The sequence below is a fragment of the Streptomyces sp. NPDC051322 genome (assembly GCF_040689485.1).
In the GTDB taxonomy this organism is placed as follows: Bacteria; Actinomycetota; Actinomycetes; order Streptomycetales; family Streptomycetaceae; genus Streptomyces.
The window spans coordinates 79,321-100,960 of record NZ_JBFBAK010000015.1; the positions used below are offsets into that span (position 1 = coordinate 79,321).

The following is a 21,640-nucleotide window of genomic DNA, read 5'->3' on the forward strand; positions in this document are numbered from 1 at the left end:
CGGTCACAGCGCCGGGACCGGGGTGAAGGTGACGGGCAGCGCGGACAGACCGCGCAGCCAGGGGGAGGGACGCCGGGTGAGGGTGGCCGGGTCGGCCGCGAGGTCGACGTCGGGCAGCCGGTCGAGGATGACCTCGATGCCGGTCCGCGCGATGACCTCGGCCATCTCCTGGGCCGGGAACGGGCAGCGGTGCTCGCCGTGGCCGAAGGAGAAGAACGCGTTGTTGCCGCCGGTGAAGGCCGAACCGTCCGTCCGCACCTGCGGGTCGGCGTTGGCGGCGGCGATACCGAGCAGCAGCATGTCGCCCGCCTCGATGCGCCGGCCGCCCAGGACGGTGTCGCGGGCGGCCCAGCGGCCGGCCACGTTCTGGGTGGGGGTGTCCTCCCAGAGCACCTCGTTCATCGCTTCGGCGACGCTGTGCCGGCCGCCGGAGAGCGAGGCGGCGAACCGGTCGTCGGTCAGCATCAGCCGCAGCGAGTTGCCGATCCAGTCGGCGGTGGGCTGGTGGCCGGCCGCCATCATGACCATCAGGTCCTGGGCGATCTCCTCGGCGGTGAAGCCGGCCGGGTCGGCCAGCATCCGGGAGGCCGCGTCGTCGGCGGGCGCGACCTGCCGGTCGTCGAGCAGCCGGACCATGGAACCGGCCAGGTGCTGCTGGCCCGCCAGCGCGTCCTCGCCGCCGTCGATCATGTCGTTGAGGGCCTTGACCAGCGCCGGGCCCTCTTCGTCGGGGAAGCCGTAGACCCGGGCCAGCACCCGGACCGGCAGCAGCATCGCGTACTGGCCGATGATCTCCGTACGGCCCGCCCCGCAGAAGGCGTTGATCAGCTCGTCGGCGAACTGCTCGGTGATCCGGCGCAGTTCGAATGGATCGGCGGCCTCGAGGGCGTTGCCGATCATGGTGGCGCGTTCGCGGTGGCGTTCGCCCACCGTGTAGAGGATCGACGGCTGTTTACGGCCGATCATGGGCAGCAGCGGCCAGTCGGCGGGAATGCGGTCCCACTGGTTCCACAGGTCCGAGTCGCGGCTGAAGAGCGCCGGGTCGCCGGTGACCTGGTGCAGCTCCCGGTAGTCGAGCACCAGCCAGGCCGGTACGTCGCCGTCCAGGAGCACCGGCGCCACCGGGCCGTGGGTCTTGCGCATCTCCCGGTAGAGCCGGGTGGGGTCGGTCTGGAAGCGGGGGCCGCTCAGCGGGGTGGGCGGAGCTTCTGTGGTCATGTGGCGCTGGGCTCCCGGACGGATGGGGTGGAAAGTACGGGCGGGGCGGTCGACAGGGCCTGGAGGTGCTCCAGGAGCGTGATCAGTACGTATTTGCTCGACGTGCGGTCGCGGGCGTCGCAGTCGATCAGCGGGATCCCGTCCGGCAGATCGAGCGCCTCCCGCAGTTGCTCCTGGGTGTGCACGGGGCCGCCGAAGTCGTTGCAGGCGACGATGAACGGTGTGCCGTGGTGTTCGAGGCGGTCGATCGCGTACCAGGACTCGGCGAGCCGGCGGGTGTCGACCAGCACCACCGCGCCCAGCGTGCCGGAGAACAGCCGGTCCCACAGGAACCAGAAACGCTCCTGTCCGGGCGCCCCGAAGAGATAGAGGATGGTGCGCTCGTCGATGGTGATCCGGCCGAAGTCGAAGGCCACGGTGGTGGCGGTCTTGGCGTGCACCCCGGTGAGATCGTCGACGGCCGCGCCTGCCTGCGTCATCGTCTCCTCGGTGTTCAGCGGGCGGATCTCGCTGACCGACCGGACCATGGTGGTCTTGCCCGCTCCGAAGCCTCCGACGATGACGATCTTCAGACCGTTGTCGGCGGTGCCGGCCAGGCCGGGCTGTGGGGAGGTTGCGGACTGGTTAGAGGTTGCGGAGTCCAACGAGCACCTGCTCCAGGATGTGAGGATCGGGAAGACGGTCCCCGCCGCCCGCGGTACGCGGATGACGGGCGCTGATCCGGCCGGTGTCGAGCAGGTCGCAGAGCAGGATCCGGGTGATGGAGACGGGCAGCCCGAGCTCGGCGGCGACCTCGACGACGGCGGTGGGGCGGGCGCACATCCGCAGGATGGCAGCGTGTTCCGACTGCATTCCGGGCGTCGGATCGCACTCGCCCACCACCAGGGTGACCAGGTCGAAGGTGCCGGCGTCGGCCCGGCTGCGGCCGCCGGTGAGGGTGTAGAGGCGGTCGGGGTCGTCGTCGCGACCCGGCCTGGGCCGCTTCCCGCCCGGGTTCACGTGCGCGGCTCCGCGCTGAGGTGTTCGCCCAGCTGCTCGACCAGCTCACTCATGTTGTGTCCGATCAGGCCCACATCGGCCGACTCGTCCGCGATCACCGAGAGATGAGCGCCGTCGCCCGCCTCGACGATGAACAGCACCCCGCCGTAGAACTCCGCCATCGCGCTCCGGACGCCGCCCGTGCCGTCCCCGAACTCCATGGACGCGCCGTGCGACAGGCTCTGGATGCCGGCCGAGATGGCGGCGAGCTGGTCGGCCTGGTCGACGGTGAGCCCCGGGGTGCGGCACAGCTTGAGGCCGTCACGGGAGAGGACGAGGGCGTGCCGGGCCCCGGGGGTGCGCTCCAGGAGGCTCTCCAGCAGCCAGTTGAGCCTCTCGTCGGTGGTCGTGGGAGTCATGAGGTGCTGCCTTCCGGATCCGGGGAGTCGCCACGCACGGCCTGCCGGAACGTGCTGAACCTCACGGCGGATGTCGTGGACGTCTTGGACGTGGTGGTACGAGGCCGGGGCTCGCCGTCGGGGATCGCCCCGCTCGGATGCGCGGCCGCCAGTGTCCGGCCGCGGCGCCGCTGGGGCAGGCCGCTCTCGCCCAACGCGGGGGTGGCGTGCGGGGGTTCGGGCTCGGTGGCCGGCTCGGCCGGTGCGGGGGCGGGGAGCGTACCCGCATCCGTACGCGTACCCGTAGTCGTGCCCCTGATCAGCGGCGGCCGGGTGATGAGCTCCTGCGGCAGCAGCACCAGGACGCCGGTGCCGCCGCGCGCGGACGGCCGGAAGGAGACCGTGAGGCCGTGCTTGCGGGCCAGCCGCCCCACTACGGCCAGACCGAGCCGGGTACCGGACAGGCCGGCGAGGTCGGTCTGCTGGGTGGTCTCCGAGGTGACCGCCCGCTCGGCGCGGCGCAGCTGGACGTCGCTCATGACCAGGCCGCTGTCCTCGATGGTGAGGATCAGGCCGGCCGGTACCTCTTCGACGTACACATGCACTTCGGCCGTCGGCGGCGAGAAGTTGGCAGCATTGTCCAGCAGCTCCGCGAGACAGTGCATCACGCCTTCGGCGGCGTGACCGGCGATGGCGACCTCACTGGTGGAGTGCAGCCGGATGCGCTGATAGCCGGCGATCCGGCCCATCGCACCGCGCAGGATCGACTCCATGACGATGGGCTTGGCCCAGCGGCGTCCGGAGCGTGCCCCGGCGAGTACGGCGATGGAGTCGGCGAGGCGGCCCGCCTGGGCGGTCCGGTGGTCGAGGTGGAGCAGATCGCCGAGCACGTCCTCGTCGGTGTGCCGGTGCTCCATCTCGCGCAGGTCCGCGAGCATCCCGGTGGCGAGGGCCTGCATCCGCCCCGCAGCGTTGGCGGCGGCGGACATCGCGGCGGACCGAACCGACTCGGCGCGTGCCGCGCGGGCCGTGAGTTCGGCGGTCTTCTCCCTGAGCTCGGCGGTGAGTTCGACGACCTTGGTGTCGCACCGGGCGGCCTCCTCGCTCATCCGGTCCACGCGGGTGCGGAGCGCCCGGGCCGACGTGGCGCCGTACACCGCGGCGGCGACGGCGGCACTCAGCAGCACTGCGGCAGCGGCGGAGCACCAGGCGAGTGGGGCGCGTATGTGGTCGGGGGCAGCGGCCGCCGCACATACGCAGAGCAGGCCCGAGACGATCAAGGAGATCAGCAGAGCCAGTGCGGTCGGGCGGAGCGGGGGGCGCTCTGTCATCTGGCGGAGTCCTCATGACGGATGGGGCAGGAGGGGTTTGTGCGGGGAGCTGCGGGTTCTGCCTAACGCCTGGCAACTATAGGAGGGTTGGTGATCGCTTTGGGAATTTATGGGTCCGGAATTTGTTGGCTTCGGTACGTATTTTGCACGGGGCCGCACACCCGCCGTGTGCCACGTCTCTCGAACGTAAGTGAGGAACTGCGTCACGGCCCCTTACTGTGGAGGCCATGGACCCGATTGCCCCCGCCGACGCCAAGGCCCTCGACACCGCTCTGACCGCCCCCGCGCCCGGCGACCTCGGGTCGCCCACGCTGCGGTCGCGTCTCGGGCCGCTGGGGCTTGTGCTGTCCGGTGGGGTCTCGGTGCAGTTCGGCGCCGCCGTCGCGGTTTGGCTGATGCCCCGGGCCGGTGCGCTCGGGGTGGTGTCGCTGCGGCTGGCCGTCGCCGCCGTGGTGCTGCTGGTCGTCTGCCGGCCCCGGGTGCGCGGACTGTCCCGCGCCGACTGGAACACGGTACTCGTCTTCGGGGTGGCGATGGGCGGCATGAACGGCCTGTTCTACCAGGCCGTGGACCGCATCCCGCTGGGCGCAGCGGTGACCCTGGAGGTCCTCGGTCCGCTGGCGCTCTCGGTGATCGCCTCGCGCCGCCTGGTGAACGTGCTCTGGGCCGCCCTCGCGCTCTGCGGCGTGGCGCTGCTCAGCGGCGGCGGCTTCGGCGGTCTCGACCTGGTGGGGGTGGCGTTCGCGCTGGCCGCCGGTGGGATGTGGGCGGCGTACATCATCTTCTCCGCCCGTACCGGGGCGCGCTTCCCGCGCGCCGACGGCCTGGCGCTGGCCATGGCGGTCGGCGCGCTGCTGATGCTGCCGCTGGGGATCGCGGACGCCGGCTCCCGGCTCCTCGTACCGAGCACCCTCGGCCTCGGCGCGGCGGTCGCGCTGCTGTCGTCCGTACTCCCCTACACCCTGGAACTGCTCGCGCTGCGCCGGCTGCCCGCTTCGACCTTCGCGGTCCTGATGAGCCTGGAGCCCGCCATCGCGGCGACAGCCGGTTTCCTCGTCCTGCACCAGGCGCTGTCCGCGGTGGACGCGCTGGCGATCGCGTTGGTCATCGTGGCCAGCATGGGGGCGGTACGGACGCAGGTCTCGGGGAAGTAGCGCTTTCTTCCGCTTCTTCCGCGTGGTGTCCCGGTCCGGTTTCGGTCAGGTCGCTGTCCGACGATGCACTTTTCCGGCGGGCCCCGGCCGGAGAAGGTGAAAGGCGACCGCGCGGATCAGGCAAAGAGGGGTGAGCTCGATGCTGGAGGACGTGTTCGACAGCCAGGAACTGCCGGTGTCGAACCGGGTGGACGCCTGGCGTGAGATCACAGCGAGCGCGCTGATACCCAATGAGTTCAGTATCGACCGGGCGGCTGAGTTCCGGGCCTCACTGCGAGCCGCGGACATGGGCGCGGCGCAGGTGACCGCCATGACCTACGCGTCCATGAGGTCACGCAGGACAGCGCGGCTGATCCGGCGCTCCGACCCCGAGATGTACGCCGTGGGGCTCATCGTTCGGGGCGAGCAAGCGATCCATCAGGATCAGTGCGAAGCATCGCTCGGGGCCGGCGATCTGGTCGTGTACTCGACCTCCCACCCTTACGAGACCGTGGTGGATGCCCGGCAGGGCACAGCGGCCTCCGTGGTGGTGCAGATTCCGCGAGCCGTGCTGCCGCTGTCGTCGAACCGGGTGGACCGGATGCTGGCCGCCCGTATGACAGGACGGAAGGGGTCGGGACGGCTGCTCGCCGGTTTCCTCACCCACCTGACCACCGACACCGCGCCCTGCGGGGCAGCCGACGGGCAAAGGCTGGGGGGCGTCCTGATCGATCTGGTCACCGCATGGCTGGCCCACCACATCGATGCCGCGGAGCGGATACCGGCTGAAAGCCGTCAGCACCTGCAGTTCCTGGAGATCCAGGACTTCATCTGCCGGCATCTCGGCGACGTCGAACTCTCCCCCGCCACGGTCGCCGCCGCTCACCACATCTCGTTGCGCACCCTGCACCGCCTCTTCCACCAGCACGCCCACGGTGAGACGGTCGCCGCGTACATCCGCCGCCGGCGGCTCAGCCGCGCCCGACGTGACCTCACCGACCCGCACCTGGCCGGCCGACCGGTGCACGCGACAGCCGCCCGCTGGGGTTTTCCGCTTCCGGCCGACTTCACCCGCGCTTTCCGCACCGCCTACGGCACCACCCCGACGGAATACCGGCGCGGACTCCTGCGGGCCGAACCCGACATCCGTTGCGCCGAGTCGGGGCGCCGGACCCAAAGGCCCGACGCCCCGCGTGGTTCAGCCGGTCCGGCGCCTCAGTAGGCGATCCAGCCGTAGCTGCGGGCCGTGCCCTTGAACTGGATGTAGAAGCCGGACCGGTCCTTCACGTTCGTGGCGGCCAGCATCCACTTTCCCGCCTTGGCCGTCTTCCAGCCGTTGCACTTGCCGGTGGCCTTGAAGCAGGTCCTGACCGAGCGGGTGGACTTGACCTTCACGTTGATGTCCTGGCAGTTGCTGGTGGTGTACGCCCAGATGCCGGTGCCGGGCCAGTGGGCGTTGCTGCTGCCGTGACCCGGCGCGCTGGTGTAGTACTTCGCGGTGCCGAGGCAGGAGACCGCCTGGGCGGTGGCGTCGGTCTTCGGTTCCGCCGCGCCGGCCGAGCCGGCCGTCACAGCGGCCGCACCCCCCGCGAGCAGTACGGCGGTCATCGTGAACGGAGCGATACGGTTGCGCATTCGCACGGATTTCCCCTGGGTGTGAAGTGGCTCTGACGGAGGTGTCCGCCGAAGGCGGACCCGCCTGCGGTGGTCGTTGTCGTGCAGGCAAGGAAATCGTCGCCGGAAATCCGGCGGAACGCCTTAGCGTGCTGCGCCAGGGGCTTAGCCGGGTGTGCCAGTTGTCATACCGGGTTGTTATCGTTCCCTGGCGGCTCGGGCGAGGGACGTATCAGCGAGCGGGTGAGGTTTTCATGGGACTGTTCGACAGCATCCGCGGTGAGTTCATCGACATCGTCGAGTGGACCGACGACAGCCGGGACACGATCGTGTGGCGCTTCCCGCGTCACGACAACGAGATCAAGATGGGCGCCAGGCTCGTCGTACGCGAGTCGCAGACCGCGGTCTTCGTCAACGAGGGACGGATAGCCGACGTCTTCCAGCCGGGCACGTACACCCTGGAGACCCGGAACCTCCCGCTGCTCGCCACGCTGAAGGGCTGGAAGTACGGCTTCGACTCGCCGTTCAAGGCCGAGGTGTACTTCGTCACCACCCGCCAGTTCACCGACATGAAATGGGGGACGCAGAACCCCGTCATCGTCCGCGACCCCGAGTTCGGGATGGTGCGGCTGCGCGCCTTCGGTACCTACGCGGCGCGGGTGGCGGACCCGGCGGCGCTGCTGCGTGAACTGGCGGGCACCGACCCGCAGTTCCGTACCGAGGAAGTGCAGGAGTATCTGCGTCAGCTGATCGTCGGCAGGCTGAGTGGCGCGCTCGCCGCGTCGGGCGTGCCGATGCTGGATCTGGCGACCCGGCAGGAGGCGATCGGCGCCGAGCTGGCGGGCGTGCTCACCCGGGAGTTGCAGCCGGTCGGTATCGCCGTCCCCACGTTCATCATCGAGAACATCTCGCTGCCGCCGGAGGTCGAGGCAGCCATCGACACCCGTTCCAGGATGGGTATCGCGGGCGATCTCGACCAGTACACCCGGTTCCAGGCAGCCGACGCGCTCGCGGCCGGTGCCCGCACGCCCGGCAGCGGAGTCGGCGACGGCATGGGACTGGGGCTCGGCATGGCCGCCGGCCAGCGGATGGCGGCCGGCCTCACCCCGCAGCCCACGGCTCCGGCACCCGCCGCCGCCCCCGCCCCTTCGGCCGGCCCGCCGCCGCTGCCCGCGCAGGAGCAGTGGTTCGTCGGCGTCAACGGCGCCCAGCAGGGACCGTACGACCCCACCGCGCTGACCGGTCTGGTGAGCGCGGGCACCCTGACCCGGACGACGCTCGTCTGGAAGGAAGGGATGCCCGGCTGGCTGCCTGCCGACCAGGTGCCCGACATCGGCCGGCTCTTCGGAGCCGTACCGCCGCCGCTGCCGCCGCAGGCCTGAGAGCGGGCCGACGATGAGCACCGACGAGCAGAACACCGCGAACCCCGGTACGGCCTCCCGTTCCTACCCGTGCCAGGCGTGCGGCGCCACCGTGGAGTTCGCGCCGGGCTCCGACGCGCTGCGCTGTCCGTACTGCGGTCATGAGCAGGCGGTGACGGCGGTGCCGCGCCAGGTGCGTGAGCACAGCTTCGACGAGCTGGCGGCGCTGCCCGCCAAGCCACTGAGCTCCACCGCCGAGGGCCTCCGCAGCTACGTCTGCCCGGGGTGCGGCGCCCACACCGAGAGCGACGACCTCTCCGCGCACTGCCAGTTCTGCGCCACCGCGCTGGTCGCCGAACCCGGCGCCACCGAGCGGGTGACACCGGAAGCCGTGGTCCCCTTCGGCCTGGACCGCAACGCGGCCCGCGAGGCACTGAGCGGGTGGACGTCGTCCCGCTGGTTCGCGCCGTCCCGCCTGAAGCAGGTCAGCGAGGCGGAGACGTTCCGGGGCAGCTATCTGCCGCACTGGACGTACGACGCGCAGACGGTCTCCAGCTACCGGGGCCAGCGCGGCGACTACTACTACGTCACCGAGACCTACACCACCACCGAGAACGGCGAGAGCGTCACCAAGACCCGCCAGGTGCGCCGCACCCGCTGGTCCCCCGCCTCCGGGACGGTCGGCCGCGGCTTCGACGACGTGCTCGTCGCCGGGACCACCCATGTCGCCGCCGAACAGCTGGACAAGCTCACGCCGTGGCCGCTGGAGGAGGCCAAGCCGTTCCAGCCGGCGTATCTGGCCGGTTTCCGGACCGTGCGATACGACGTGGAGCCGGAGGACGCCCTGGTGACCGCCAAGGAACGGATGGCCGACGTCATCCGGTCCGACTGCCGGGCCGACATCGGCGGTGACGAACAGCGGGTGACCTCCGTGGACACCCGCTACTCGGGCCTCACCTTCAAGCTGGTGCTGCTGCCCGTCTGGTTCCTGACCTATCTGTACGCGGGCAGGAGCTGGCAGGTCATGGTGAACGCCCGCACCGCCGAGGTCATCGGCGCACGCCCGTACAGCAAGGGCAAGATCGCCGCCGCGGCGGTGTCCGCGCTGGTCCTCGTCGCGCTGATCGTCTTCCTGGTGATGCAGAAGTAGGACCCTTACCTGTCCGCCTCTTCATCACCGCCGGTGCGTGCGCACTGCTCTTCCGCGTCGCCCGTCCGACAGTGGATGCGGAGGCCCTCCTCGTCCGGGGCCCGGTCGGGGCGGAGCACCGGGTGTTCGTCGTAGTCCCCGCCGTTCTGACTGCGGAACGCGAGGGGCTCGGTATCGGGAAGCGTCAGCAGCCCTGCGGGGCGCCCACGCGGCGCAGGGCGATCAGGGCCAGCAGGCAGGAGACCAGCGCCGCCGCGCCGCAGATCGCGAAGCCGAGGGAGTATCCATGGCCCAGCGCCTGCAGGGCCAGCGGTGCCGCGCCGCCGGGCGGTGTGGAGGAGGGGACGGAGTTGACGGCCAGCGGGCCGCCCTGGGCGGCGACTTCGGTGGCGGCGGCCTTCACCTGAGGACTCAGTGCGGAGCCATGCAGGCCCGAGGTGAACAACGAGCTCGCGCGGCTGAGGGCTATGGCGCCGATGACCGCGGGACCCAGGGTGAACCCGAAGTCGCGCAGCAGGCTGGTCGAGGCGCTGGCCATACCGGCGTAATGGATCGGGACCGTGTTCACGGCGGTGGCGGTGATCGAGGAGACGGTGAGCGCGAAACCGATGCCGACCAGGCCGAGGGGCAGCACCAGCGAGGTCAGTGCCCGGTCGTCGACCGGCAGGGTCGCGGCGAGGAAGTCACCGCCGGCCATCAGGGCCAGCCCGCCGGTGAGGATCCAGCGTCCGCTGACCCGCTCCAGCAGCCGAGAGGTGAGCGGGGCCATGACCAGGGTGAGGCCGTTGAGGAGCAGGAAGGCCACCGAGGTGCGCAAGGGGCTCTGGTGCTGGACGGGGCCGAGCCGGATGCTGGTCGCGTACGCGGTTCCCAGGAAGCTGAACATGCCGACGACGGCGACGACCGAAGCGACCGCGAACGCCCGGTTGGCGAACAGGTCCAGGCGCAGCAGCGGGGAGCGGGCGCGCCTCTCGGCGATGACGAAGAGCACGACGAAGACCGCGGCGACGAGGAAGGCGATGATGACCGGCGTCGATGCCCAGCCGTCGGTGGGCCCCTGGATGACCGCGTAGAGCAGTGCGAACAGGCCGATGCCGATGGTGAGTTGTCCGCCGAGGTCCAGTGAGCGGCCTTCGGGGGCCTTGGAATCCCGGGCGCACAGCAGGCTGACCACGGTGCTGGCCACGCCGATCAGCACGACCACGACGAAGGCCGTGCGCCAGGAGTCGTAGCTGCCGGTGATACCGCCGACCACGGGAGCGACGAAGCCGCCGGTGGACAGGGCGGCCGCCCACACGGTGATGCCGCGTGCCCGGTCGCGATGGCTGTGCGTCCCCGCGGCGATCACGGCGAGGGAGGTGGGGAAGAGCGCGGCCGCGCCCAGACCGGCGATCACCTGTCCGACCCACAACAGGTGGACACCGCTGCTCGCGGCGGAGACCGCCTCGCCGCCGATGACCAGTATCGAGCCGCCCACGAGCAGCGGCTTGCGGCCGAACAGATCGCCCAGCACACCGAAGGTGAGCTCCAGCACGGTCACCGGCAGCAGGAAGGCGTCGGATATCCAGGTGAGTTGGGAGCCGATGGGGTGCAGGTCCTCCTGGAAGAGGCCGTTGAGGGTGGCGGGGACGGCGAGGGCGATCTGGGCGAGGCAGACCGCGAGACAGCCGGCGATGAGGGTGCCGAGCGGCAGCCGGTCCGGCGTCGGGCGGGCGGCTCGTGCGGACGAGACGGGGTCGGTCAGGGGCATTGCGGCTCCAGCGGGTGGGCGGGCGGGAACAGGCGGGATACAGCCGACGGGGCGGGTGTGTGCTGTTCGAGGCCGAGTGGGTACGGGGCCAGGGCCTCGGCGGGGTGCCGTTCCCATGGGTGGGCGGACGGCGGGGAGGACCGGGTCCGCGGTGCGCCGCGGACCGGCCTCGCTACCTGGAGCGGGGCGGCCGGTGCCGGATCCGGAGGCTCGCCGGCACCGGGGGGTGCGGCGAATATAGGGCTGAATATGGACGGCGGTCAATGAAGTGACGAATGTTGTGGGTCTTCCGTCCCGGGGTACATGCCGTTGCCGGCGGCTGCTCAGCCCCGCTCGGGTGCCGTGTCTCCGGGAAAGGGGGCGCCGGAAGCGAGGTCGCCGGAAGCGAGGTCGCCGGAAATGGGATCGCCGGGAATGGTGTCCAGCACCGCGTCGGCCAGTTGCTTGGCCGGGGCGTCGTATTGCGCGGACAGGGTGCGGAAGACGTGCTCGGCGCGGATCGCGGGCCAGTCCGCGGGAAGGTGCTCGGCGGGCAGCCGGGGGTCGGAGCGGACCACCTGGAGCCAGTCGGTGTGCAGCAGCAGCTGACGGGCCAGGTCGTCGGGGGCGGACGGCACCGGCTCCGGGCGGTCCCACTGGTCCAGGAAGGTGTGATAGCGCCCGGCGATACCGGCCGGATCGAAGGCCCGGTGGAGCAGTTGGGCGGCCTCGGTCGGCTCGGCCGCGTGTCCGCGCAGCACGTTGAGGTGATCCTCCAGGCCCAGCCCGGCGACGACGGCGGGGACGTCCAGGTCACCCGGCGCGATCCACAGGCCGTTCTGCAGGGAGCCGAAGCCGGCCCACACCAGGCGCGAGCGCAGGTCGTGCCGCTGGCTGCGCCAGGCCTCGGGCAGGGAGAAGCCGACCAGGGTCCAGGTGCCGTCCCAGTCGCGGTTGACGGCTCCGGCGCCCCAGACGCGGTCGTGTCCGTCCCGCAGCACCTCGGTGGAGCGCCGGGTGAGTCCGAAGTACATCTTGCGGCCGCGGCGGTGGCGGGTCAGCAGGTCGCGTTTGACCATCCGCGTCAGGGTGGAACGCACCGCGTCCTCGGAGACCCCCACACGCGCGAACACGTCGATGACGCTGCCCGAGTAGACCGCGCTGCCGTGCTCCAGAACGTACAGGCCCAGGAAGCTGAGCATCAGCGTCTGCGGCCGCGCGGACCCGGCGGCGCCTTCCTCCTCGCCCGTGGAGGGCTTCGTCCCTGTCCTGGTCACGCGGCTCAGTGTAGGGGGCCTGTTCGATAGTCGGCAAAGTATTGACCGCCGCAATCAAACAGCCTAACGTCGGCGGCGTCAGCACACCGCAAGGCAAGGACCGCACACATATGGATCTCTCGAACAAGGTCGCCGTCGTCACCGGCAGCGGACGTGGCCTCGGATTCGCCTACGCCGCCGCCCTGGCCCGCGCCGGCGCGTCGGTGGTGGTCAACGACGTGGACGCGGAGGCCGCCGACCGCGCGGTGAAGGAGATCACCGCGGCCGGCGGCAAGGCGGTGGCCGAGGTGGCCCCGGTCGGGTCCGGCGAGGTCGCGGATGCGCTGGTGGCCCGGGCCGTCGACGCCTTCGGCCGGCTGGACGTCATGGTCACCAACGCCGGCATCCTGCGCGACCGGGTGCTGTGGAAGATGTCCGACGAGGACTTCGACGACGTGGTGCGCGTCCACCTGCGCGGCACCTTCACCTGCGTGCGCGCCGCCGCCGTACGGATGCGTGAGCAGGGCGAGGGCGGTCGCATCATCACCGCCTGCTCCCCTGCCGGGCAGCGCGGCAACTTCGGCCAGACCAACTACGCCGCCGCCAAGGCCGGCATCGCGGCGATGACCCGCACCTGGGCCCTGGAGTTGGCCAGGGCCGGCATCACCGTCAACGCCCTGGTCCCGGTCGCCGCCACCGGCATGACCCGCACCATCCCCGCCTTCGCCCCGTACATCGAGGCGCTCGAGGAGCGCGGCGAGCCGCTGCCGGACTGGCTGCGCATGGCCGAAGGGCTCGGCACGCCCGAGGACGTCGCCGGCCTCGTGGTCCACCTCGCCTCGGAAGCCGCCGCGTCCATCACGGGCCAGTGCGTCGGCATCGGCGGTGACAAGCTGGCCCTGTGGTCGCACCCCCAGGAGGTCGCCACCGCCTACCACCGAGGCGGCTGGAGCGCCGACGACATCGCCGCCGCCTGGCCCGTCTCGGTCGGCCGCGAGCCGCAGACCTACGGCATCCCCGCCCCCCAGGCCCCCGGCGCCTGAACCTCCCACCCCACACGGAACAACGGAAGGTGAGCCGACGATGACATCCCTGAGCCCGGACGAGCTCGTCGCCATCGACGTGCACACGCACGCCGAGATCTCCAAGGACGGCCACGGGGCGCTCAGCCCCGAGCTGTTCGGCGCCTCCGCGGAGTACTTCAAGGCCCACGGACACCGCACGCCGACGATCGACGAGATGGCCGCCCACTACCGCGAGCGCCGCATGGCCGCGGTGGTCTTCACCGTCGACGCCGAGCACGCCACCGGGCATCCGCGGATCGCCAACGAGGAGGTCGCCGAGAGCTGCGCCGCCCACCCGGACGTCCTCATCCCGTTCGCCTCCGTCGACCCCCACAAAGGCCGGGCCGGGGTCCGCGAGGCTCGTCGGCTGGTCGAGGAACACGGGGTGCGGGGCTTCAAGTTCCACCCGAGCATTCAGGCCTTCGCCCCCAACGACCGCCTCGCCTATCCGCTGTACGAGGCCATCGAGGAACTCGGCGTGCCCGCGCTGTTCCACACCGGCCAGACCGGCATCGGTGCAGGCGTCCCCGGCGGAGGCGGCATCCGGCTGAAGTACTCCAACCCCATGCTGGTGGATGACGTCGCCGTGGACTTCCCCGAGCTGCGGATCATCCTCGCCCACCCGTCCTTCCCCTGGCAGGACGAGGCGCTGGCAGTGGCCACACACAAGCCGTACGTCCACATCGACCTGTCCGGATGGTCGCCGAAGTACTTCCCGCCGCAACTGGTGCGCTACGCCAACACCCTGCTCAAGGACAAGGTCCTCTTCGGCTCCGACTACCCGGTCATCACCCCCGACCGGTGGCTCGCCGACTTCGACAAGCTCGACATCAAACCCGAGGTCCGCCCGAAGATCCTCAAGGACAACGCCGCCCGCCTGCTCGGCCTGACCGAAGACTGAAACGGAGGCCGCCGTGCGCAACCAAGGCATCGGCTCCTGGCCCGCACGCCGAGCCCGCAAGACCCCCGACCGGATCGCCGTCGTCCACGAGTCCCGCGAGTTCACCTACCGGCAACTGCACGAACGGGCGCTGCGCCTGGCCCACGCGCTGCGCGGTCTGGGTGTGCGCCACGGCGACCGGGTCGCCTACCTGGGCCCCAACCACCCGGCCTTCCTGGAGACCCTGTTCGCGACCGGCGCCCTCGGCGCGGTCTTCGTCCCGCTCAACACCCGCCTGGCCGCGCCCGAACTGGCCTACAACCTCACCGACTCCGGCGCCGGCGTCCTTGTGCACGCCCCCGAGCAGGCCGACGCCGCCATCGGGGCCGCCGCCGAGGCCGGCGTGCGCCACCGCATCGCACTCGCCGGGGCCGCGGCCGGCGCCCTCGGCTACGAGGACCTGCTCGGCCGCGGCGGCACCGAACCGCTGGACGAGTCAGTGGCCCCCGACGACCCGTGCATGATCATGTACACCTCGGGGACCACCGGCCACCCCAAGGGCGCGGTCCTCTCGCACGCCAACATCGTCTGGAACAGCGTCAACGTCCTGGTCGACCTCGATCTGGCCGCCGACGAGGTCACGCTGGTGACCGCCCCGCTGTTCCACACAGCGGCGCTCAACATGACCTGCCTGCCCACCCTCCTCAAAGGCGGCCGGGTGATCCTGCTCGGCGCCTTCGACCCCGACCGGGTGCTGCAGCTGATCGAGACCCGGCGGGTGACCTGCATGTTCGGCGTGCCGACCATGTACGACGCGCTCGCCGCCCGGCCGCACTGGCCGCAGGCCGACCTGTCCAGCCTGCGTACCCTCAACTGCGGCGGCGCGCCGGTCCCCGAACGCACCATCGCCGGCTACCTCGCCCGCGGCCTGGCCTTCAGCCAGGGCTACGGCATGACGGAGGCGTCCCCCGGCACCCTCTACCTGGACAAGGAACACACCGCGGCCAAGGCCGGCTCGGCGGGGGTGCCGCACTTCTTCACCGACACCCGGGTGGTCCTGCCCGACGGCGGCGACGCCGCGCCGGGGGAGCGCGGGGAGATCCTGGTGTCCGGACCGCACGTCATGTCGGGCTACTGGAACCGGCCAGCCGAGACGGCCGCCGCGATCACCGACGACGGCTGGCTGCGCACCGGCGACATCGCCCGCACGGACGACGACGGCTTCGCCTACATCGTCGACCGGGTCAAGGACATGTACGTCTCCGGCGGGGAGAACGTCTACCCGGCGGAGATCGAGAACCTCGTCCTCGACCATCCGGCCGTCGAGGAGTGCGCCGTCATCGGCGTCCCCGACCGGCAGTGGGGCGAGGTCGGCCGCGCCGTCGTCGTGCTCAAGCCGGAAGCCCGCGCCGACGAGGCCGACATCCTCGGCCACCTGCGCGGGCGACTGGCCAAGTACAAGATCCCCAAGTCCGTCGTCTTCGCCGATGCGCTGCCCCGCACCGCCTCCGGCAAGCTCGTCAAACCCGCCCTGCGGTCGGCCTACGCGGCGGACTCCGCCGATCGCCCGTGAACCCCGCACATCACCACAGCCCCGCACACCACATCAGCCCCGCACACCGCCACAGGAAGGTCACCTCCCCATGCCCACCACCGCCCACGGCCTCGCCCAACTGAAGTCCCTCGCCGGCATCGACCTCGGCCGCACCGACTGGCGGGAGATAACCCAGCACCGGGTGAACACCTTCGCCGACGCCACCGACGACCACCAGTGGATCCACACCGATCCCGAGAAGGCCGAGGACGGGCCCTTCGGCGGCCCCATCGCCCACGGTTATCTCACGCTCGCTCTGGTCATCCCGCTCTTCAACGAGCTGCTGGAGATCACCGGGGTCTCGATGAGCGTCAACTACGGCCTCGAAAAGGTCCGGTTCCCCAGCCCCGTTCCGGTCGGAGCCAAGATCCGCCTGCACGGCGTCGTCGACTCCGTCGAGGAGGTCAAGGGGAACGGCGTGCAGATGCAGCTGGCCTTCACCGTCGAGGTGGACGGCAGCGCCAAGCCGGCCTGCGTCGCCCAGGCCGTCTACCGCCACTACGCCTGACCCAGCACACCCACCACACCCATCAGCCGGATCCGGCCCTCGCGGGCCACCCAACAACTTACGGAGTGCCCATGCACAGGACCAGGCGCAAGTGGAGTTCCAGGATCATGGCGGCGGCGGTCATCGCCTTGGCGGCCGGCGGGGTGACGTCGATGGGTCCGGCACAGGCCGCCACCCAGTCGCGGAGCTACACGGGCACCTTGTCGGACGGTGCCGACTGGATGGCTGACGTGCCGGCCGCGTGGAACGGCACGCTCATCCTCTTCAGCCACGGCTACAGCGCCCTGCAGGCGCAGGACGCCCCGGACCCGGCCACCAAGCAGCAACTGCTGGCCGAGGGGTACGCCCTGGCCGGGTCGTCCTACTCGGGCCCCTCGCTGTGGGCCCTGCAGTCCGCAGTGAAAGACCAGTTCGCCTCCCTGCGGGCGGTGCAGGACAAGATCGGCCGGCCGCAGCGGACGATCGCCTGGGGCAGATCCATGGGCGGGCTGGTCAGCGCGCTGGAGACGCAGGACCCGCGGCACCAGGTCGACGGGACCCTGACCACCTGTGGGCTGGTCGGGGGCGCGCTCAACCTGAACAACTACCAACTGGACGGCGAGTACGCCGCCTCCCGCCTGCTCGCCCCGGAACAGAAGATCCAACTGGTCGACTACCGAACGCCGCAGCAGGCCTCGACGGCGCTGGACGCGCTGAACAAGGCGACCTCGGCCGCACAGGACTCACCGCAGGGCCGTGCCCGGATCGCCCTCGCCGCCGCTCTGATCAACGAGCCCACCTGGTACTCAGGTCAGGCCGCGCCCGATCCGCACGACTACGCGGCGCAGGAGGCGCAGCAGGAGCAGACCCTCGTCGGACCCGGCTTCTCCCGCTACGTGACCGGCCGTCAGCAGATCGAGCTGGCCGCCGGCGGGAACAGCGCCTACACGGCGGGGGTCGACTACCGGGCGCTGCTGAACAGCAGCAGCCACACCGCTGAGGTCCGGGCGCTGTACAGGCAAGCCGGGCTCGACCTGAACGCCGACCTGTCCACGCTCACCCGCGACGCCGACATCCATGCCGACCCCCGGGCCGTCGCGTCCCTGACCCGCACCTCGATGGCGACCGGGCACCTGGGCGTCCCGGAGCTGGACATCCACACCACCGACGACCAACTGGTGCCGGTGGAGCAGGAGAACTGGTACGCCCAACGGGTCGCCCGGGCCGGCGACAGCCACCTGCTGCGTCAGGCCTACGTCCAGGGAACCGGCCACTGCGCGTTCCAGTCGGCCGAGCAGATTGCCGCGCTGCACGCCCTGGAGCACCGGCTGGACACCGGGAGGTGGGACAACGCCGCCCAGCCGACCGAGCTGAACGCGGCAGCCACCGCCCTGAACCCGGGCACCGCCCCCCGCTACGCGCCCTTCCACGCGCCCCGTCTCGTCGGCGGCCTGGGCGAACCCGGGCGCGACCGGCTGCGCTACTGACGTCCGCACCACGGCGGGGCCGCTCGACCAGCGGTCAGGCGCCGCCCCCCACGGAGCAGCGCCATCGCTGGAAGTGCTCGAACCGGGCGATCGCGTCCCGCAGGTGACTGTCCGGTGCCGCGAACAGGGACCTGATCGTGCCGGCCGGGTCGACCAGGGCCATGGGGTACTCGCCGGCCTCCGCCAACTCGTCGAGCGCCAGCCGCTCATGCTCGTCCAGCGCCTCCCGGGGAAAGACCACCACCGGGTGGCCGCCCGTCAGGCTGCCGGGCGGCGGAGGAGTGGGGCTGCACCGCCAGACGGCGTGGCAATGGCGGACCTGCACCTCGCCGAGGTACCAGGCGGCGACCGACAGAAGGGGGCTGTCACGGGCGTCGCGCACGTCGTCCCAGCTGGAGAACGAGCTGCGGATCCGTTCCTCGAGGCGGTCCAGCGAGCCCGGCGTGAAGTCCCAGCCGCCGCCGTGCTCCTCGGCCCAGGAGGGGAACGCGGCTCGCTGCGTGGTGAGCCACGCGCGCAGCCGGGGGTTGTCGGCCCACTCAGGAGTGTCGATCGGGTCCATACGGACGAGCCTACGGGGCGCGCCGCCCCGTGCTGTAACCGTCCTGTGTGCAAAGGGAGTTGACGTGTGATGACGTCAAGAAGGCGGGGGCGCGGGGAAAACTGTGCATCTACTGTGAGGGCTTTGGCGGCGCCACACGTCACCGGGGGCCCCTGGTGCCGCCGAACAACCCTTTGGCGGGGCTCCCATGGGGGAACGAAATCACGTGTCTCACCTGATACAGCAGCACGGCCGCCTCTGGGCACGGGCCGGAGTCGCGCTCGCCTGCGCCGGTGTCCTGACCCTCACCGGACTGCCGTCCCTGCAAGGCACCGCGTACGCGGCGAAGGGCAAGCGGTGCGACGAGACCTACGGCCTGAGCGGCAACTCGGCCGGGTCGATGCCCTGGGACCGGGGCGTCGGCGTCCGGAACCAGGCCGACTGGGATTCGTACAACTACGACGCCCCGCGCCAGGCCCTCGACGGGCTCACCCTGCCGGCCGACCCGGCGGAGCGGGACAAGATCCTCGACAAGTTGACCAAGCCGTACGACCAGTACCCCAAGGGCAGCCCCGACCGGGTCTACGCCACCTACCGGGACTTCCTGCAGCGCGACCCGTCGAACGCGCGCTACGGCACGTTCGAGAAGTGGCTGAACGACGCTTACATTCTGCCGAACAACAACAACCGGCGGGGCGCCTTTTTCGAGAAGAAGGTCGTCAAGGACCTCGGGCTGCTGGGCCCCGACTGGCTCTGCCAGGAAGAGATTGCCATCCGTGACAAGGACGGCAACCCGGTCAAGGATCCGAAGACCGGCAAGCCGTTGGTCCGGAAGTTCGACGCCGTGAACTACAAGACCAACGAGTACCTGGAGTTCAAGGCGGGCGGAGGCCGCGACACCAAGCAGGACCTCTCCAACCAGAAGTTCCTCGAGGACCCGCAGCGCCGCAACGCGCGCATCGGCTACGTCAACGGTGAGGAGAAGCAGCCCGCCACCCGCAACTACCTGAACAGACTCGGCGAGCAGGCGGGCCGGGACGCCCAGGGCCGCCCCCGCGTGGTCAGTTACGAGCACCGCTCCACCAGCGTGCCCGAGTACCAGCGCGGCACCTACTCCAAGCCCGATCCGTACATGAACACCGGCGGCAGGACGCCCTCCGGGGGCGCGGCCCGCGCCGTCGAAGGATCCGCGCCGACCCCGAAGGACATGGCCGAACGGATGGCGCGCATCCGCGCCAACGACCCGCAGGGTCTGCGCGTTCGCGGTCCGGGCGGCGTCGACTTCTCCACCCTGGAGCTGTCCTACGTCGGCAAGCCCGTCAAGAACCAGGGGCTGAACTACTCGTTCGCCGCGAAGAAGGCCGACGAGGACGCCAACCTCGGCTGGGGAGGCAAGGAGAAGGCGCAGCTCATCTCCGACTCGTTCTTCACCTGGCTCGCGCTGACACCGGACAAGTTCTGGGTGAATCTCAACCCGGACCAGCCCGACAAGATCATGGACAAGACGTTCGGCAAGACCGACGCCGGCCGGGTGCTGCTCCAGGCCGACCTGGCCATGAAGCACGACTACGCCAAGGACATGGACCCCAGGAAGGAGCTCGGCAAGCGGTACTGGCAGGCGATGCGGGCGGCCGGCCTGGACTGCGGCACCGTGGTCCGTAACTGGATCGTGCCCCGGCCCGCGAAGGTCCGCGCCGACGAGAACGGCATCTACATCCTCGACGCGCCGCTGAAGGTCAACTCGGTGGCCTCCGACGTGAAGACGCCGAGCCCGAACGGGAAATGCGACCTGACCGACGCCCAGCGCAAAACCTCGCAGCGCCTGGTCAACGAGATCATCATCCCGGACGTCGAGCACCAGGTGAACACCGCGCCGCAGTACGCGGACCTGCGCCGCGTCTACAGCGCCCGGGTCGCGGCCGAGTACGTCCGGCAGCAGGACCAGCAGCACGCCACGGACTACCGGACGGTGATCAACAGCAACGACGTGGCCAAGTGGCCGGTCCGGGGCAAGAACAAGAGCTGGACGCCCCGGCAGACGTGGGAGGAGTACGTGAAGTCGTTCACCCAGGGCGACTACAGCTACCCCTGCGAGTTCGCCGGGCAGCAGAAGACCTGCGTCATGGGCGGCGTCGACTTCTCCAAGTCCCCGAAGCGCAACGTCAGCCGCGTCGAGTTCACCGTCCAGCACAAGAACCTGCCGCGCTCCACGAAGACCTCGGTGCAGGCCATGACGGACGACGCGGACAACGGGCAGCAGCTGCTCCTCGGCGGCGGTGGCAGCCAGTCCGGTGGCGGCGGCCAGTCCCCGACGCCGACCCCCAGCCACAGCGGTACGCCCACCGGCCGGCCGTCCGCCCCGGCCACCCACACGCCCACCCCCGGGCACAGCACGCCCGCTCCCGGGCCGTCCACCCCGCCCGACCGGAACGGCGGCGGCGGGGGCGGCCTGGCCGACACCGGTACTCAGGTCCTCACCCTGGCAGGCATCGCCGCCGCGCTCCTCGCGGCCGGCGCCGGCCTGGTGTGGTGGCGACGCCGCAACACCGGTACCGGAAGCTGATCGCGGACCCCAGGGACTGAAAGCGAAGGCGGCCCGCACCCTCCAGGTGCGGGCCGCCCGGTTTCCGGCTCCCTGTCCGGGGGACGGGATCAGCTCCCGGCCAGTTCCTTGCTGGAGGGCACCTTGTTCTTGACCTCCGCGCCCGCGCTCTTCCCCGCGTCCTTCACCGACTTGATCACCTTGTCGAAAGCGCCCGCCGCGTTGCCGTCGCCGTCGCGCAGCTTGCTCGGCAGGTTCTTCAGCGAGTTGACACCGGCGGTGAGCGGCGCGACCGCCTTGGACAGCGTGGGGTCGGCCTTGGCGTTCTTCAGGGCGGCCTTGAGCCTGTTGTACGCGAACGCACCGGCCAGCCCCGCCTTGATCACCGTGAACGTCCGGTGGTGCGCGCCCTTCTTGAATTTGCCCGCCTTGTACGGCTTCACGATCCACTCGTAGGTGGCGCCGGCCGCGAGCCCCGCATTGGCGACGAAACGGGTCTTGGCCAGTTTCTGCTTCTCGACCGTGCTGGTCGGCGACGCCGACGAAGGAGCCCCCGCGCTCTGCGTGCTGTCACTGCCGCAGGCGGTCCCCCCGGCCAGCAGCGCACCGGACAGGACCACGGCGACGGCGGTACGACGAAACGGGACTGAGGTGACCACGACGGACCTCCGGGGGTCGTTTCGGGGAATGCCCGCGATGTGCGGACCGGGTGTGCGGATCCGGGCAGGGCACTCCCGCAGACTCACCCGGACGCGCGGCCGTCGCCAGCCGGTGTGGTCCGTACGGGTGACGGGACGGCGGCGAAAGCCGCGGCCGAACAGATCAGGAATCGAGAAGCGCGGACCCCGGGCCGCGGCTAGCGTTCAGGACGTGGGCG

20 protein-coding genes are annotated in these 21,640 nt (G+C 70.9%); 10 read left to right on the forward strand and 10 right to left on the reverse strand.

All coding sequences use genetic code 11. From position 1 onward, the window contains the following. Positions 1-3 precede the first annotated feature (3 nt). From AB0436_RS27870 to AB0436_RS27890, 5 genes are read right to left on the reverse strand one after another with little or no spacing between them, the layout of a single operon-like run. Positions 4-1,218, reverse strand: coding sequence for a cytochrome P450 (locus tag AB0436_RS27870; protein ID WP_366470695.1), 1,215 nt, complete (start codon positions 1,216-1,218; stop codon positions 4-6). Beyond that, the gene (locus AB0436_RS27875; protein WP_366470696.1) at positions 1,215-1,862 is read right to left on the reverse strand and encodes an ATP/GTP-binding protein; all 648 of its coding nucleotides are present in this window, start codon (positions 1,860-1,862) and stop codon (positions 1,215-1,217) included. Before AB0436_RS27875 ends, AB0436_RS27870 begins: the two co-directional genes overlap by 4 nt. Then, positions 1,843-2,217: a DUF742 domain-containing protein gene (locus AB0436_RS27880; RefSeq protein WP_366470697.1), complete on the reverse strand. Its 375-nt coding sequence runs from the start codon at positions 2,215-2,217 to the stop codon at positions 1,843-1,845. The genes AB0436_RS27875 and AB0436_RS27880 overlap by 20 nt, the downstream gene beginning before the upstream one ends. Continuing rightward, positions 2,214-2,615 (reverse strand): roadblock/LC7 domain-containing protein, encoded by a 402-nt coding sequence (locus tag AB0436_RS27885; protein ID WP_366470698.1) that lies wholly within the window; start codon positions 2,613-2,615, stop codon positions 2,214-2,216. Before AB0436_RS27885 ends, AB0436_RS27880 begins: the two co-directional genes overlap by 4 nt. Beyond that, positions 2,612-3,925 carry an ATP-binding protein gene (locus tag AB0436_RS27890; protein ID WP_366470699.1) on the reverse strand — a complete coding sequence of 438 codons (1,314 nt, stop codon included), beginning with the start codon at positions 3,923-3,925 and terminating at the stop codon, positions 2,612-2,614. Before AB0436_RS27890 ends, AB0436_RS27885 begins: the two co-directional genes overlap by 4 nt. A gap of 227 nt (positions 3,926-4,152) precedes the next feature. Here AB0436_RS27890 and AB0436_RS27895 point away from each other — a divergent pair, with 227 nt between their 5' ends. Together AB0436_RS27895 and AB0436_RS27900 are read left to right on the forward strand one after the other, a co-directional pair. Next, positions 4,153-5,079: an EamA family transporter gene (locus AB0436_RS27895; protein ID WP_366470700.1), complete on the forward strand. Its 927-nt coding sequence runs from the start codon at positions 4,153-4,155 to the stop codon at positions 5,077-5,079. A gap of 139 nt (positions 5,080-5,218) precedes the next feature. Then, positions 5,219-6,280 (forward strand): helix-turn-helix domain-containing protein, encoded by a 1,062-nt coding sequence (locus tag AB0436_RS27900; protein WP_366470701.1) that lies wholly within the window; start codon positions 5,219-5,221, stop codon positions 6,278-6,280. Here AB0436_RS27900 and AB0436_RS27905 read toward each other — a convergent pair. Further along, a complete protein-coding gene (locus AB0436_RS27905; protein ID WP_366470702.1) occupies positions 6,274-6,693 on the reverse strand; it encodes a hypothetical protein in 420 nt (139 codons plus the stop codon). The genes AB0436_RS27900 and AB0436_RS27905 overlap by 7 nt on opposite strands. A 233-nt stretch (positions 6,694-6,926) precedes the next feature. Here AB0436_RS27905 and AB0436_RS27910 point away from each other — a divergent pair, with 233 nt between their 5' ends. Further along, positions 6,927-8,054 (forward strand): SPFH domain-containing protein, encoded by a 1,128-nt coding sequence (locus tag AB0436_RS27910; RefSeq protein ID WP_366470703.1) that lies wholly within the window; start codon positions 6,927-6,929, stop codon positions 8,052-8,054. A 13-nt stretch (positions 8,055-8,067) separates the two neighbouring features. Next, on the forward strand, positions 8,068-9,183 hold the full coding sequence (locus AB0436_RS27915; protein WP_366470704.1) for a hypothetical protein: 1,116 nt from the start codon (positions 8,068-8,070) through the stop codon (positions 9,181-9,183). Between the two features lie 184 nt (positions 9,184-9,367). On the opposite strand, the gene AB0436_RS27920 is transcribed toward AB0436_RS27915, so the two are convergent. Then, a complete protein-coding gene (locus tag AB0436_RS27920) occupies positions 9,368-10,933 on the reverse strand; it encodes an MFS transporter (protein WP_366470705.1) in 1,566 nt (521 codons plus the stop codon). Positions 10,934-11,256: 323 nt separating this feature from the next. After that, positions 11,257-12,189 (reverse strand): PaaX family transcriptional regulator C-terminal domain-containing protein, encoded by a 933-nt coding sequence (locus AB0436_RS27925; RefSeq protein ID WP_366470706.1) that lies wholly within the window; start codon positions 12,187-12,189, stop codon positions 11,257-11,259. A gap of 110 nt (positions 12,190-12,299) precedes the next feature. Between AB0436_RS27925 and AB0436_RS27930 the strand changes: the two genes are divergently transcribed. The 5 genes from AB0436_RS27930 to AB0436_RS27950 all read left to right on the forward strand — a co-directional run bounded on the left by AB0436_RS27930 (position 12,300) and on the right by AB0436_RS27950 (position 17,680). Then, positions 12,300-13,211, forward strand: coding sequence for an SDR family NAD(P)-dependent oxidoreductase (locus tag AB0436_RS27930; RefSeq protein ID WP_366470707.1), 912 nt, complete (start codon positions 12,300-12,302; stop codon positions 13,209-13,211). A 40-nt stretch (positions 13,212-13,251) separates the two neighbouring features. Continuing rightward, entirely contained in the window at positions 13,252-14,133 is an 882-nt protein-coding gene (locus AB0436_RS27935) for an amidohydrolase family protein (RefSeq protein ID WP_366470708.1), read from the forward strand. Positions 14,134-14,146: 13 nt separating this feature from the next. After that, the gene (locus AB0436_RS27940; RefSeq protein ID WP_366470709.1) at positions 14,147-15,685 is read left to right on the forward strand and encodes a long-chain fatty acid--CoA ligase; all 1,539 of its coding nucleotides are present in this window, start codon (positions 14,147-14,149) and stop codon (positions 15,683-15,685) included. Positions 15,686-15,755: 70 nt separating this feature from the next. Beyond that, positions 15,756-16,214 (forward strand): MaoC family dehydratase, encoded by a 459-nt coding sequence (locus AB0436_RS27945; protein ID WP_366470710.1) that lies wholly within the window; start codon positions 15,756-15,758, stop codon positions 16,212-16,214. 71 nt (positions 16,215-16,285) lie between these two features. Beyond that, complete coding sequence (locus AB0436_RS27950; RefSeq protein WP_366470711.1) at positions 16,286-17,680, forward strand: alpha/beta hydrolase; 1,395 nt, start codon at positions 16,286-16,288, stop codon at positions 17,678-17,680. Positions 17,681-17,714: 34 nt separating this feature from the next. On the opposite strand, the gene AB0436_RS27955 is transcribed toward AB0436_RS27950, so the two are convergent. Continuing rightward, on the reverse strand, positions 17,715-18,242 hold the full coding sequence (locus AB0436_RS27955) for a hypothetical protein (protein ID WP_366470712.1): 528 nt from the start codon (positions 18,240-18,242) through the stop codon (positions 17,715-17,717). A 205-nt stretch (positions 18,243-18,447) separates the two neighbouring features. On the opposite strand from AB0436_RS27955, the gene AB0436_RS27960 reads away from it, so the two are divergent. Further along, positions 18,448-20,784, forward strand: a complete 2,337-nt coding sequence (locus AB0436_RS27960; RefSeq protein WP_366470713.1) for an LPXTG cell wall anchor domain-containing protein — start codon at positions 18,448-18,450, stop codon at positions 20,782-20,784. A gap of 89 nt (positions 20,785-20,873) precedes the next feature. On the opposite strand, the gene AB0436_RS27965 is transcribed toward AB0436_RS27960, so the two are convergent. After that, complete coding sequence (locus AB0436_RS27965; protein WP_366470714.1) at positions 20,874-21,422, reverse strand: hypothetical protein; 549 nt, start codon at positions 21,420-21,422, stop codon at positions 20,874-20,876. Positions 21,423-21,640 lie beyond the last annotated feature (218 nt).

What these genes read in the sequence shown, in the direction of transcription:
- AB0436_RS27870 (WP_366470695.1), bottom strand. Translation starts at nt 1,218, where the DNA reads ATGACCACAGAAGCTCCGCCCACCCCGCTGAGCGGCCCCCGCTTCCAG.
- AB0436_RS27935 (WP_366470708.1), top strand. Translation starts at nt 13,252, where the DNA reads ATGACATCCCTGAGCCCGGACGAGCTCGTCGCCATCGACGTGCACACG.
- AB0436_RS27920 (WP_366470705.1), bottom strand. Translation starts at nt 10,933, where the DNA reads ATGCCCCTGACCGACCCCGTCTCGTCCGCACGAGCCGCCCGCCCGACG.
- AB0436_RS27930 (WP_366470707.1), top strand. Translation starts at nt 12,300, where the DNA reads ATGGATCTCTCGAACAAGGTCGCCGTCGTCACCGGCAGCGGACGTGGC.
- AB0436_RS27945 (WP_366470710.1), top strand. Translation starts at nt 15,756, where the DNA reads ATGCCCACCACCGCCCACGGCCTCGCCCAACTGAAGTCCCTCGCCGGC.
- AB0436_RS27890 (WP_366470699.1), bottom strand. Translation starts at nt 3,925, where the DNA reads ATGACAGAGCGCCCCCCGCTCCGCCCGACCGCACTGGCTCTGCTGATC.
- AB0436_RS27910 (WP_366470703.1), top strand. Translation starts at nt 6,927, where the DNA reads ATGGGACTGTTCGACAGCATCCGCGGTGAGTTCATCGACATCGTCGAG.
- AB0436_RS27950 (WP_366470711.1), top strand. Translation starts at nt 16,286, where the DNA reads ATGCACAGGACCAGGCGCAAGTGGAGTTCCAGGATCATGGCGGCGGCG.
- AB0436_RS27895 (WP_366470700.1), top strand. Translation starts at nt 4,153, where the DNA reads ATGGACCCGATTGCCCCCGCCGACGCCAAGGCCCTCGACACCGCTCTG.
- AB0436_RS27955 (WP_366470712.1), bottom strand. Translation starts at nt 18,242, where the DNA reads ATGGACCCGATCGACACTCCTGAGTGGGCCGACAACCCCCGGCTGCGC.
- AB0436_RS27885 (WP_366470698.1), bottom strand. Translation starts at nt 2,615, where the DNA reads ATGACTCCCACGACCACCGACGAGAGGCTCAACTGGCTGCTGGAGAGC.
- AB0436_RS27905 (WP_366470702.1), bottom strand. Translation starts at nt 6,693, where the DNA reads ATGCGCAACCGTATCGCTCCGTTCACGATGACCGCCGTACTGCTCGCG.
- AB0436_RS27900 (WP_366470701.1), top strand. Translation starts at nt 5,219, where the DNA reads ATGCTGGAGGACGTGTTCGACAGCCAGGAACTGCCGGTGTCGAACCGG.
- AB0436_RS27915 (WP_366470704.1), top strand. Translation starts at nt 8,068, where the DNA reads ATGAGCACCGACGAGCAGAACACCGCGAACCCCGGTACGGCCTCCCGT.